11 protein-coding genes are annotated in these 11,949 nt (G+C 73.4%); 3 read left to right on the top strand and 8 right to left on the bottom strand.

Features of this window, described 5'->3' with window-relative positions:
- Positions 1 to 58 precede the first annotated feature (58 nt).
- Positions 59 to 1,927 (top strand): glycoside hydrolase family 76 protein, encoded by a 1,869-nt coding sequence (locus tag AC5L3C_RS07860; protein WP_493647944.1) that lies wholly within the window; start codon positions 59 to 61, stop codon positions 1,925 to 1,927.
- A 17-nt stretch (positions 1,928 to 1,944) separates the two neighbouring features.
- On the opposite strand, the gene AC5L3C_RS07855 is transcribed toward AC5L3C_RS07860, so the two are convergent.
- The 5 genes from AC5L3C_RS07855 to AC5L3C_RS07835 all read right to left on the bottom strand — a co-directional run bounded on the left by AC5L3C_RS07855 (position 1,945) and on the right by AC5L3C_RS07835 (position 7,250).
- On the bottom strand, positions 1,945 to 3,555 hold the full coding sequence (locus AC5L3C_RS07855) for an alpha/beta hydrolase (protein ID WP_493647942.1): 1,611 nt from the start codon (positions 3,553 to 3,555) through the stop codon (positions 1,945 to 1,947).
- 259 nt (positions 3,556 to 3,814) lie between these two features.
- On the bottom strand, positions 3,815 to 4,549 hold the full coding sequence (locus AC5L3C_RS07850; RefSeq protein ID WP_493647940.1) for a peptidyl-tRNA hydrolase: 735 nt from the start codon (positions 4,547 to 4,549) through the stop codon (positions 3,815 to 3,817).
- A 34-nt stretch (positions 4,550 to 4,583) separates the two neighbouring features.
- Positions 4,584 to 4,775, bottom strand: coding sequence for a hypothetical protein (locus tag AC5L3C_RS07845; RefSeq protein WP_125503489.1), 192 nt, complete (start codon positions 4,773 to 4,775; stop codon positions 4,584 to 4,586).
- Between the two features lie 18 nt (positions 4,776 to 4,793).
- Positions 4,794 to 5,633 (bottom strand): polysaccharide deacetylase family protein, encoded by an 840-nt coding sequence (locus AC5L3C_RS07840; protein ID WP_493647938.1) that lies wholly within the window; start codon positions 5,631 to 5,633, stop codon positions 4,794 to 4,796.
- Between the two features lie 63 nt (positions 5,634 to 5,696).
- On the bottom strand, positions 5,697 to 7,250 hold the full coding sequence (locus AC5L3C_RS07835) for an FAD-dependent oxidoreductase (protein ID WP_493647935.1): 1,554 nt from the start codon (positions 7,248 to 7,250) through the stop codon (positions 5,697 to 5,699).
- Positions 7,251 to 7,339: 89 nt separating this feature from the next.
- On the opposite strand from AC5L3C_RS07835, the gene AC5L3C_RS07830 reads away from it, so the two are divergent.
- Entirely contained in the window at positions 7,340 to 7,747 is a 408-nt protein-coding gene (locus AC5L3C_RS07830) for an ArsR/SmtB family transcription factor (RefSeq protein ID WP_493647933.1), read from the top strand.
- Entirely contained in the window at positions 7,744 to 8,229 is a 486-nt protein-coding gene (locus AC5L3C_RS07825) for an SRPBCC family protein (RefSeq protein ID WP_493647930.1), read from the top strand. Before AC5L3C_RS07830 ends, AC5L3C_RS07825 begins: the two co-directional genes overlap by 4 nt.
- An 81-nt stretch (positions 8,230 to 8,310) precedes the next feature.
- On the opposite strand, the gene AC5L3C_RS07820 is transcribed toward AC5L3C_RS07825, so the two are convergent.
- The 3 genes from AC5L3C_RS07820 to zapE form a co-directional block, all read right to left on the bottom strand.
- Positions 8,311 to 9,705 carry an alkaline phosphatase PhoX gene (locus AC5L3C_RS07820; protein ID WP_493647928.1) on the bottom strand — a complete coding sequence of 465 codons (1,395 nt, stop codon included), beginning with the start codon at positions 9,703 to 9,705 and terminating at the stop codon, positions 8,311 to 8,313.
- Positions 9,706 to 9,797: 92 nt separating this feature from the next.
- Complete coding sequence (locus AC5L3C_RS07815) at positions 9,798 to 10,619, bottom strand: slipin family protein (protein WP_493647927.1); 822 nt, start codon at positions 10,617 to 10,619, stop codon at positions 9,798 to 9,800.
- Positions 10,620 to 10,847: 228 nt separating this feature from the next.
- Entirely contained in the window at positions 10,848 to 11,942 is a 1,095-nt protein-coding gene (gene zapE / locus AC5L3C_RS07810) for a cell division protein ZapE (RefSeq protein WP_493653772.1), read from the bottom strand.
- Positions 11,943 to 11,949 lie beyond the last annotated feature (7 nt).

The raw sequence follows: 11,949 nt of genomic DNA, 5'->3' as shown, positions 1-11,949 counted from the left end.
GTGCCCCCGACCGTTCAGCGCCACGCCCTGCCCCGCGTCACGACGAGAGGACGAACCGATGTCCGTCCGGATCCAGCGTGTCCTCGGTATGTGGGTGGTCATGGCCCTCGCCCTGACCGGACTGGCCGCCCTTCCCCCGCCGGCGCACGCGGCGGCCGCGCCCGTCTGCGCCCTGGCCTGCGACACCCTCGACCCCTCGAAGGCTGCGCGGGACACCTTCCCCGTACCGCACCGGAACATCAACGGCCGGATCCTGCGGCTGCATGTGTCCGGGCCCGACAACATGGCCTGGGCCGGCATCGACGAGGCCGTCCGCGGGGACGCCGTCTGGCTGGACCGCTCCTGGGACCGCGGCGCCACCTGGGAGGGCCTGCTGGGCAAGGCGTCCGTCCCCGGCACGTGGACCGGCACCCGGACGCTCATGTACAACATCGGCGACCCGGTGGGGCACCGGCGCGGCTGGATCCGCGCCTGCGGTGACGCGAACGCCGTCACCTGCACGGACTGGTTCCAGCCGACCGTCTGCGACGGCTCCGCCTGCGACGGCGCCGACCCCGCCACCGCACGCGGCGACGACCGGCCGGTGCCGGCGACGACCCTGTTCGGCCGCGCCATCAGCCTGCACATGGACCACAGCACCGGCATGGCCTGGGGCGTCATCGAGAACGGCGGCGCGGGCGACGAGATCTGGCTGGACCGCTCCTGGGACGGCGGCGCCACCTGGCCCGAGGGCTCCTCCCTCGGCCGCACCGCTGTGCCCTCCGGCAGGACCACCACCCGCACCGCCATGTACGCCACCCGGGACCCGCGGGGGCTCCTCTACGGCGGCGCGGTCCGCGCCTGCGGCCGCGAGGCGTCCCACCAGCAGGGCAGCTGCACGGCATGGGCCCGCCCGGTGCCGACCCGGGCCCGCGCCGCCGCGGACGCCCTCATGGCGTCGTATCACACGAACGAGGGCTGGTGGCGCAGCAGTTGGTGGAACTCGGCGGTCGCGATCACCGCCCTCATGGACTTCGCCGAGCGCACCGGACGGCACGACTACGACTGGGCCGTGGCCCGCACCTACGAGCAGAACAAGGGCGTCTTCCCCGCGGGCGGGCGCAGTTCGGACCCGGTGGAGGGCCACTTCATCAGCCGCGCCGTCGACGACGCCGGGTGGTGGGCCGTGGCCTGGGTGACCGCCTACGACCGGACGGGGCAGCGGCGCTACCTGGACGAGGCGAAGATCATCGCCGACTACCTGCACTCGCACTGGGACCCGGGCACCTGCGGCGGCGGCATCTGGTGGGACCGGGAGCACACCTACAAGAACGCCGTCACCAGCGGCCTGTACCTGTGGGTGACGACCGCGCTGCACCAGCGCCTGCCCGGTGACACGGTGTGGGGCGAGCGCGCCGGGACGGCCGCCGACTGGTACCTCGGGAGCGGACTGATCAACTCCGCGGGTCTGGTCAACGACGGCCTGACCAGGAGCTGCGCCAACAACGGGCAGACCGTGTGGAGTTACAACCAGGGCCTGGCCATCGGCGCGTTCACGCAGCTGTGGCGGGCCACCGGGGAGACCCGCTACCTGGACACCGCGCGACGGCTCGCGGACGCGGCGATGTCCTCACCCCTGCTGACCCGGAACGGAGTCCTGACCGAGTCCTGCGACCTCGGCAGCGCGGCCTGCGACGACAACCAGAAGCAGTTCAAGGGCATCTTCATCCGCCACTTCGCCGACCTCGCCGACGCCACCGGCTCGGCCGCGTACCGCGACTACCTCGCCCGGCAGGCGCAGTCCGTCTGGGCCACCGACCGCGACCCCCTCAACCGGCTCGGCCAGCGCTGGGCCGGCACCACCCCCAACCAGAAGGACTGGCGCACCCAGGCCAGCGCCCTCGCGGCGCTCACCGCGTGGCCCGGCCCGGGTGCCCCGTCCCGCTGATCACCACCGGGGCGGCGCTACTGCTTCCCGCCCGGCGGTTCGTGCGCGCACACGCTCCCGGCGGCCGGGACCTCGCCGGCGAGGAGATAGGCGTCGACCGCGTCGCGCACACAGGTGTTGCCGGAGTCGTACGCGCCGTGCCCCTCACCCCGGTAGGTGAGTTCGACGCCGACGCCCTTGCCGAGCCGCTCGGCCATCCGGGCGGCACCCTCGTACGGGGTGGCGGGGTCGCCGGTGTTGCCGACGAGCAGGACGGGCGGCGCGCCGGGGGCCCGGACGTCGGGGTGGGCGGCCTTGCCGGGCACCGGCCAGTCGGTGCACTCCAGCGCGCCCCACACCAGGGTGTCGCCGAAGAGCGGTGAGGCCTTCTCGAACGCGGGGGCCATCTCCAGGACGTCGTCCACGGTGTAGCGGTCGCTGCGGTCGGCGCAGGTGATGGCCGTCTGGGCATCCTGCTGGTCGCTGTAGACCCCGGCGTGCCGGTCGCCCAGGGCGTCGGCGAGGTTCAGCAGGGTCTCGCCCTCGTCGTCGGCCAGCAGTCCGAGCCCCACCGCGAGGGCGGGCCAGGCCGTCTCCGTGTAGAGCGCCTGGACGACCGCGTCGAGAAGGAGGGAGCCGGTCAGCACCCTGTCCCCGTCGAGGGCCAGCGGGTCGTCGTCGAGCGCCGCCTCCAGCTCCATGACGAGCGACTGCACCTCGTCGACGCTGTCGCCCAGCCCGCAGCCCGTGCGCACGCACCACTGGGCGAAGTGCTCGAAGGCGAGCTGGAAGCCCCCGGCCTGCGCCAGCGCCTGCTCCATCTGGTCCAGGGTGGGGTCCACCACCCCGTCCAGGACGGCCCGGCCGACGTGGCGGGGGAACAAGTGGGCGTAGACGCCGCCGAGTTCGGTGCCGTAGGAGATGCCGAAGTAGTGCAGCTTGTCGTCGCCGAGCAGGTGCCGCATCAGTTCCATGTCGCGGGCCGCGTCCTCGGTGCCGACGTGCGGGAGCATGCGGCCCGACTCCCGTGCGCACGCCGCCGCGTACCGCTTCTTGGTCTCCAGGACGGCCCGCACCTCGTCGTCGCCGTCGTCCGGGGTGTCGTCCTGCTCGGCCATCTCCTGTCTCGCCTCGGTGTCCAGACAGGTGACGCCGTTGCTGGCCCCCACGCCGCGCGGGTCGAAGCCGACCAGGTCGTAGCGGGTGCGGAGCTTTTCGTAGTCGGCGGCGAGTGCGGGCAGGGTGGTGACTCCGGACTCGCCGGGGCCGCCGAAGTTGAACAGCAGCGAGCCGATCCGGTCGCCGGCGTCGTCCGCGCCGGAGCGGGCCCGGATCAGCGCGACGTCGATCGTCTCGCCCGCGGGCTTGTTCCAGTCCAGCGGTGACTTCATGGTGGCGCACTGCCACGCGGTGCCGTCCGGCAGCGGTTCGGGGGCTTCTCCTCCGCCTTGCAGGGGGGACGGGGCGGGGCAGTCCTTCCAGTCCAGGGACTGCGTCCATATCCGTCCGCGGTCGTTTCCCTCGCCGCCGCCCCCGCCTCCGCCGCCGGCACTGCCCTCACCGGTGTGGCCGCAGGCGGCCAGGGACACGGAGAGCAGGACGGCTCCGGAGACCAGGGCAGCGGCGGCTGTCGCAGGTCTTCTAGGCATGCGCCCAGCCTCCGGCCGCCCCACCCCCGGCGCACGGTCGCACGTCCATCCGGGGGAACGGCCCCGCCCGTGTCCGTCAACCGCCCCCGCGACCCGCCGTCGTGGCGCCCCGCCAGGCCCTGCCGTCGCGTTGCCGTCCGCCGTGCGACGCCATGCACGCTCCCGGCACGAGGCTCAGAGCCCGGCACTTTCCCGGCCTTCGGCCCGGGGGCCCGGACCACGCAGCTGCCGCACGGCCCGCCCTCCGGGCGGACGACGGCTATGTGACGACAGGGCCCCGCCGCAGTGCCGGATGGTCCGCCACCACCGTGCAGGAGCCCGGCGCGATCTCCGTGAAGCCCGCGTCGCGGACCCTGGGCAGATTGCTCGCGGTCAGCTCGGGCCACCGCGCCGGGGACGCGGTGCGTACCGCGAGCGGGAAGCCCGTGGCGTGCCAGGCAGTGCGGGCCTCGGGCGTCAGCTCGTACCAGGCCAGCTGCGCGCCGTGCCCCGCCTGGGCCATGGCCTTGCCGGCCGACATGCCGAGGTCGGGGTTGAGCCAGAGGACGGGGACGCCGGGGTCCGCCGGCGGCACCGGATCGGGGTCGTCGAGGTCGGTCCCGGAGACCTGGAGGCGGGCCAGGTCCTTGGGCCAGCCGTCCAGGGGGACCGGCGGGAAGACCCGGACCTCGGCGGACTTGCCGGTGACGGTGATGCCGGGGAGCGCCTCCGCGCGGCGCCACTCCGCGCCGCGCGCCCGGCGCACCACCTTGCGGATGCGGGCGCCCTGCCAGTCGCGCATCGCCCGCGCCCACTCGCCCTCACCAACCGACCGCTCGTCGGTCAGCATCACCAGGACCGCCCGGGCGGCCGTCTCCAGGGCGTCGGTACGGGCCGGGGGCGCCGCCCGTTCGATGCGGACGACCAGGGGCAGCACGAACTGCGGTGCCGTGTCGCGGTCACCGGGCTCGGGGCGGAAGGGGCTGTCTGCGGAGGAAGACGGTTCAGTGCTCACGGAGCCCAGTGTGCCAAGCCGCGCGGCGCCTTCGTCAGCCCGAGCAGGACGTCCGTTCGGCCTCCCGCCACTCGCAGACCGGGCACAGCGTGATGCCCTTGTACGACTCCGGGTACTCCGTCGGCTCCTGGCACTGCACGCAGGCCGCGTACGGCGGCCCGTCCGCCTTGGGCGGCCTGGCCACGTCGATGAGGCAGTAGTCGGTGTCGATGTCGGTCTCGCTCATACCTCCAGCGTAGGACGCTCAGTCCCGTCCGCCGGCGGCCCCGATCAGCTCGGACACCTTCACGAAGCGGTAGCCCTGGCGGCGCAGCTCGGGGACGATGGTCCGCACGGCGCGTTCCGTGGCCGGGGCGGCGCTGCGGGTGCAGTGCAGGACGACCACGGAGCCGGGCCGGACGCCGTCGAGCACCTGCCGGGCCACCGCGTCCGCGTCCGTGGCGAAGGCGTCGCCGCCGACCACGTCCCACTGCACGGCCGTGACACCGGCCGGGACCAGGGCCTTGAGCGCCGGGCGGTCGTAACAGCCGCCGGGGAAGCGGAAGTACGGCATCGGACTGCGCACGCCCACCTTCCGGAACACCGCGTACGCCCGCTCCACGTCCGCCCGCATCCGCTCGGCGGGGACGGTCGGCAGTCCGTAGCAGTCGCCGGTGAAGGCGTAGTGGCTGTAGGAGTGGTTGGCGACCTCGAAGAGCGGGTCCCGGCCGAGGGAGCGGGCCTGGTCCGGGTACTCCTCGGCCCACCGGCCGGTCATGAACACCGTGGCCGGCACCTTCAGTGAGCGCAGGGTGGCGATCAGCTGCGGGTGGTCGAAGTGCTCGCCCGCCGCGGCCCGAGGGCCCTGGTCGGCGGTCATGTCGGCGTCGAAGGTGAGGGCGACCGTCCTGCCGCCGGTGCGCGGGCCGTGGTGGAAGACCGGGGTGAGTCCGGCGGGGCCCGGGGCGAGAGTGGGCGCCGTCTCGGCCGCGGGGGACGCGGAAGGCGCGGGGCGGGGCGGCTGCCGGGGGTGGACGGTGGCACAGGCGGTGAGGGCGGCGGCCAGCACGGTGACGGCGACCGCGCCACGAATACGTGTGATCACCGCATGACGGTATGAGGTGCTTTATGGAATTACGTGCGGCGGGGAAGGGCGGGTCGAGGAGTCTCACCCGGTCGGCGGCGTGCTCCCGGGGTCCCCGATGTCGCGCCGCTCCAGGGGCCGGGTCGCCGGGCCCTGGACGACCTTGCCGTCCGTGTCGAAGCGGGAGCCGTGGCACGGGCACTCCCAGGCACGCTCGGCGGCGTTGAAGTCGACCAGGCAGCCCATGTGGGTGCAGCGGGCCGACAGGGCGTGCAGGGAGCCGTCGTCGTCGCGGAAGACCGCCAGCCGGCCGCCGCCGGCCCGCACCACCGCGCCCTCGCCCGGCGGCAGCGCCTCCACCGGCGGGGACGGCCGCAGCCGGTCGCCGACGAAGTGCTTGGCCACCTGCGCCTGGTGCTTGAGGAAGGACGGCGCCTCGCGCACCGCGGAGGCCAGCCGGCGCGGGTCGTACAGGCCGCTCCACGCGCGCTCCTCGCCGGTGATCTGCGCGGTGAGCAGCAGGCCCGCCATCATGCCGCCGCTCAGCCCCCAGCCGCCGAAGCCGGTGGCGACGTAGGTGTGCCGGGCGCCCGGGTGCAGCGGGCCGACGAGCGGCACGGTGTCGGTGGGATCGTTGTCCTGAGTGGCCCAGGCGTGCGTGAGCTCCACGTCCGGGAAGTGCCTGCGCGCCCACGCCGAGAGCCGGTCGAAGCCCGCCCGGGGATCGCCCGTGCCCGGCGTGAAGTGCTCGCCGGTGACCACCAGGAAGCGGCGGCCGCCGTCGTCGCCGTAGGGGGCCGTGCGCACCGAGCGGGTGTTCTCCTCCGGGGTGATGTACATGCCGCCCGGGTCCTGGCCGGCCGGAAGCGGGCCGGCGACGACCAGCTCGCGGCGCGGGGAGAGGCGGGTGAACAGCAGCGCCCGGTCGAAGACGGGGTAGTGGGTGGCGACCACGACGTCGCGGGCCGTCACCGTGGGCCCGGCCGACGTCGACAGCCGGCACGGGGTCCCCTCGTCCAGACCGAGCACGGTGGTGTCCTCGTGGATGCGCCCGCCGTGCGCGACGATGTCGTCGGCGAGGGCGAGCAGGTACTTGCGCGGATGGAACTGGACCTGGTCCGTCACCTCGACGGCGCCCGCCACCGGGAACGGCAGCCCGGTCTCCGTCACGAACGAGGCCGGCAGCCCCGCCTCCCGCGCTGCCCGCGCCTCCGCGCGCAGCTCCTCGACCCCGCTCTCGTCCCGGACGTAGGTGTAGGCGCTGCGGCGCTCCCACTCGCAGTCGATGCCCAGCTCCGCCACGACACCGGCCGTGTGCTCGATCGCCTCGGACTGCGAGCGGGCGTACAGCCGGGCGCCCTCGCTGCCGCGGGTGCGGCGCAGCTTGTCGTAGATCAGTGTGTGCAGGGCGGTGACCTTGGCCGTGGTGTGTCCGGTGACGCCGGCCGCGATCCGCCCGGCCTCCAGCACCGCGACACTCCGCCCGGCCCGGGCCAGCTCCCGCGCGGTGCACAGTCCCGCGACGCCTCCGCCGATCACGGCCACGTCGACCTGGAGGTCGTCGGCCGGGGCGGGGTGCCGGCCGCCGGGCGCGGTCTGGAGCCAGTACGAGTCGCCGGTCTGCTGCTTCTGCGTCATGCGGGGCCGAGTACCCCGGTGTGTCCGGTTTCAGCGGGCCGGACCCGTCCGGTTGCGGGAGGGGCGGGACGAGACTAACGTACAACCAAATGGTTGTAGATGGGTTCGCAGACGAGACCGGCGACACCGTGGACCGGCTCTTCCACGCCCTGGCCGACGGCACGCGGCGCGACATACTGCGCCGCTGCGTCCGGGGTGAGCTGTCCGTGTCACGTCTGGCCGCGGTCTACCCGATGAGCTTCGCCGCGGTGCAGAAACACGTGACGGTGCTGGAGCGGGCCGGTCTGGTCACCAAGGAACGACGCGGACGGGAGCAGCTCGTGCGCACCGACCCCGACGCGGTGGGCCGGGCGCGGCGGGCCCTGGACGAGCTGGAGTCGGCCTGGCGGGCCCGGGTGGACCGGATGTCCGGACTGCTGGCCGAGGACGACGACGGCGGCGGGGGCCCGCAGGCCCCGGACCTCCGCGAGAACACGACGAAAGGACCGGACGGATGACTGTCACCAGCGTGGACAAGGACGTCGAGAACCTCACCCTCACGCTCGTCGCGGACTTCGGCGCCCCGGTGGAGCGGGTGTGGCAGCTGTGGGCCGACCCGCGCCGGCTGGAGCGCTGGTGGGGCCCGCCCGCCTACCCGGCCACCTTCGAGGAGCACGACCTGACACCCGGCGGCGGCGTGAAGTACTACATGACCGGCCCGGACGGCGAGAAGTTCGGCGGCTGGTGGCGGGTCTCCTCGGTCACCCCGCCGACGGCCCTCGAGTTCACCGACGGCTTCTCCGACCGGGACGGCCACCCGGACCCCGAGATGCCCACCACGGAGGTGCGGATGACGCTCACCGAGCACGAGGGCGGTACACGGATGGAACTGCGTTCCGTGTTCGACACCCGCGAGCAGATGGAGCAGCTCACCAAGATGGGCATGGAGGAGGGGCTGACCCAGGCCGTCGGACAGATGGACGCGCTGCTGGCGGAGTGAGCCCGGACCGGGCCCCGAGCGGGATGTGAGCCGGGGCGGAGCGCTCGAGTGCGCTCCGCCCCGGTCCTCCTGCCCGGCCGGCTACCTCCGCCAGGGCCCCGTCACGGCGAACGTCGTGCCGGGGTCGTACACGTTGACGTACATCGTGCGGCCGTCCGGAGCGAACGTGACGCCGGCGAACTCGCCCCAGTCCGGGTCCTCCGGCGTGCCCCGGTTCTGGCGGTTGCGGGCGAGCTCGTACACCTCGCCGCGCCGGGTGACGCCGTAGACGTGCTGGGCGCCGCCGCCGTCCTCGCACACCATCAGGCCGCCGCTGGGCGCCAGACAGATGTTGTCCGGGGACTCGCCGGGCAGCTGGACGTCGGTGTCGGGACCGAAGATGATCACCAGGGTCAGCCGGCGCCGGTCCGGGTCGTAGCGCCAGATCTGGCCGTAGTGGTCCGCGGCCGAACCTTCGGAGCTGCGGGCGAAGGACGACACGAAGTAGACCGAACGCCCGCCCCAGTAGCAGCCCTCCAGCTTCTGCGCGTGGGTGATGCCCTTCGGGCCGAAGTCCTGGTGGCGGATGGGTGTTCCGGCCGCCAGCGGGTCCGGTACGTCGACCCACTCGATGCCGTCGAAGTGGGCCCCGGTCTCCTGGATCGAGGACAGGTCGGGCACGCCCGGCACCCGCATCGCCTGGAGCCGGCCGCCCGCGCGCAGCGATCCGGTGCCGCCCAGCGGTCTCTTCGGCAGGAAGCGGTAGAAGAGGCCGAAGGGCCGCTCGAAGGCGTCCTCGGTCTCGTAGACGACGCCGCGTCTCGGGTCCACGGCGATGGCCTCGTGCTGGAAGCGGCCCATCGCGGTCAGCGGTACGGCGCCCGTGCGGCGCGGGTCGGCGCCGTCGACCTCGAAGATGAAGCCGTGGTCCTTGGTGTAGCCGTTGGTGCCGGCCCTGTCCTCGGTCTCCTCGCAGGTCAGCCAGGTGTCCCAAGGGGTCGGGCCGCCCGCGCAGTTGACGGCCGTACCGGCGATCGCGACCCGCTCCGACAGCACCCGGTCGCGGTGGTCCAGGGTCAGCGCCGTGCAGCCGCCCTTGCCCTCCGGGTCGTAGGTCAGGCCGTCGACGACCGGCACCGGGGCTCGGCCGTCGGCCCGGTTCTCGTGGTTGCGGACCAGGTGGACGCGGCCGTGACGGCCGGCGAACGCGGCCATGCCGTCGTGGTTGGAGGGGACCGGGCCCTCGCCGGAGCGCAGCCGGTCGCCCTCGCGGGAGAGCACCTTGTAGTGGAAGCCCCTCGGCAGGTCGAGCAGTCCGTCGGGGTCGGGGACGAGGGGGCCGTAGCCGCAGTGGCCGAGGTGGTGGGCGGCGGCGGTGCCGGTGAAGAGTTCGGAGAGGGCGCCGGTGAAGGCGATGCCGATGCCGACGGCGCCGGAACGGGCGAGCAGCTGACGCCGTGTCGCGGGGGAGCCGGTGGTGGAACCGGTTTCTGACATGGGGGGACCTTTCCTGTTGGCGGACAGGAACTGGTGACCCCGCCGTGTCTATCACCTGCGGCGGGTCACGGGAACCACGCGCGTAGCTCGTGTCACGGCACGGGAGGTTCCGGCGGGGATTCCTCGCCATCCGCCGGGGGGTTCGCGGGGGTCTGCTGGTGGGCGCGTTCCAGGAAGCGGAGGAGTTCCACGGGGAAGGGCAGGACGAGGGTGGAGTTCTTCTCGGCGGCGACGGCGACGATGGTCTGGAGCAGGCGCAGTTGGAGCGCGGAGGGGGTCTCGGCCATCTCCTGGGCGGCTTCGGCGAGCTTCTTGGACGCCTGGAGTTCGGCGTCGGCGTTGATGACGCGGGCCCGGCGCTCGCGGTCGGCCTCGGCCTGGCGGGCCATGGACCGCTTCATCGTGTCGGGCAGGGAGACGTCCTTGATCTCGACCCGGTCGATCTGCACGCCCCAGCCGATGGCGGGGCTGTCGATCATCAGTTCCAGGCCCTGGTTGAGTTTCTCGCGGTTGGACAGCAGGTCGTCCAGGTCGCTCTTGCCGATGATGGACCGCAGGGAGGTCTGGGCCATCTGGGAGACGGCGAAGCGGTAGTCCTCGACGTTGACCAGGGCCGCGGCGGCGTCGACGACCTTGAAGTAGACGACCGCGTCGACGCGGACCGTGACGTTGTCCCGGGTGATGCCCTCCTGGGCCGGAACCGGCATGGTGACGATCTGCAGGTTGATCTTGTGCAGGCGGTCCACCACCGGGACGATCAGGGTGAAGCCCGGGGGCCGGGGGGTGCCGCGGAGGCGGCCGAGGCGGAAGACGACGCCGCGTTCGTACTGCTTGACGACGCGGGCGGCGGCGAGCAGGTAGGTGGCGCCAGCGGCGCCGAGGCCGGCGGCTGCGGTGAGCAGTTCCTCGACCATGGCGACCTCCCGTTCAGAGGTCTTCTGGGGGTGCGTTTGCGGCGCGCTTGTCTACTTTTGTAACCATATGCCCGGGGGTGGGGATGGGGCCAGGGTGGGTTCTTTCGCCCCGCCGCCCCTTCCCTTCCCGTCCCCGGGGCTCCGCCCCGGACCCCGTTGCGCAGTTCCCCGCGCCCCTGGGTGTGTGCAACTCCCCGCGTTCCTGGGTGGGCGCGGTTCCCCGCGCCCCTAGGTGAGGGTGCCCGCGTCTCGGGCCAGGGCTGTGAGGCGGGAGATGGCTCGGTAGTACTTCTTGCGGTAGCCGCCCTTCAGCATGTCCTCGCTGAAGAGCTGGTCGAACGGCAGGCCCGAGGCCAGTACGGGGACCTCGCGGTCGTAGAGCCGGTCCGCGAGGACGACGAGCCGCAGGGCCGTCGACTGGTCCGCTACCGGGCGCACGCCGGTGAGGCACACCGCGCGGAGGCCGTCGGTCAGGGCGCCGTAGCGGCTGGGGTGGACCTTGGCGAGGTGGTCCAGCAGGTCGGGGAAGGCGTCGAGCGAGGCACCCCCGGTGGCGTGCGCCGTCCTGGTCACCGTCTCGTCGGAGTACGGCGGCGGCGCCTCGGGAAGTCCGCGGTGGCGGTAGTCCTCGCCGTCGATGCGCAGGGCGCGGAAGTGGGCGGACAGGCCCTGGATCTCGCGCAGGAAGTCCGCCGCCGCGAAGCGGCCCTCGCCCAGCTTGCCCGGGAGCGTGTTCGAGGTGGCGGCGAGCGCGACGCCCTCCTCGACCAGCTTGCCGAGCAGGGTGGAGACCAGCACGGTGTCGCCCGGGTCGTCCAGTTCGAACTCGTCGATGCAGAGCAGACGGTGCCCGGAGAGGGTCCGCACGGTCTGCTGGAAACCGAGCGCCCCCACCAGGTTCGTCAGCTCCACGAAGGTGCCGAACGCCTTCAGGGCGGGTTCGGCCGGGGTGGCGTGCCACAGCGAGGCCAGCAGATGGGTCTTGCCGACGCCGTAGCCGCCGTCGAGGTAGACGCCGCGCGGCCCGGCCGGGGTCTTCTTCGGCGCCTTGCCGAAGCCGAACAGCCGGCGCCGCCCCGGGCCGCCGTCCGGTGTTCCGTCCAGACCCGCCGCGAAGCCCTCGAGGACGCGTACGGCCTCGGTCTGGCTCGGCTGGTCCGGGTCGGGGATGTAGGTGTCGAACCGCACGGCGTCGAACCGCGGCGGCGGCACCATCTCGGCGACGAGCCGGTCCGCGGGGACGTGCGGCTCGCGGGCGCACAGGGAGAGCGGAGCCACGTCGGCTATCGGACCGGGACGGGAGGTGGTGGAGGACGACACGATCCCTCAT

It is taken from the genome of Streptomyces speibonae (assembly GCF_984686075.1).
The sequence above is the reverse complement of the archived record's forward strand: the minus strand, read 5'-3'. Positions and strand labels throughout refer to the sequence as shown.

Excerpts from the sequence above, each read along its gene's own strand:
- AC5L3C_RS07855 (WP_493647942.1), bottom strand. The coding sequence starts at position 3,555 with ATGCCTAGAAGACCTGCGACAGCCGCCGCTGCCCTGGTCTCCGGAGCC.
- AC5L3C_RS07830 (WP_493647933.1), top strand. The coding sequence starts at position 7,340 with ATGGTTGTAGATGGGTTCGCAGACGAGACCGGCGACACCGTGGACCGG.
- AC5L3C_RS07825 (WP_493647930.1), top strand. The coding sequence starts at position 7,744 with ATGACTGTCACCAGCGTGGACAAGGACGTCGAGAACCTCACCCTCACG.
- AC5L3C_RS07815 (WP_493647927.1), bottom strand. The coding sequence starts at position 10,619 with ATGGTCGAGGAACTGCTCACCGCAGCCGCCGGCCTCGGCGCCGCTGGC.
- AC5L3C_RS07820 (WP_493647928.1), bottom strand. The coding sequence starts at position 9,705 with ATGTCAGAAACCGGTTCCACCACCGGCTCCCCCGCGACACGGCGTCAG.
- AC5L3C_RS07845 (WP_125503489.1), bottom strand. The coding sequence starts at position 4,775 with ATGAGCGAGACCGACATCGACACCGACTACTGCCTCATCGACGTGGCC.
- AC5L3C_RS07860 (WP_493647944.1), top strand. The coding sequence starts at position 59 with ATGTCCGTCCGGATCCAGCGTGTCCTCGGTATGTGGGTGGTCATGGCC.
- AC5L3C_RS07835 (WP_493647935.1), bottom strand. The coding sequence starts at position 7,250 with ATGACGCAGAAGCAGCAGACCGGCGACTCGTACTGGCTCCAGACCGCG.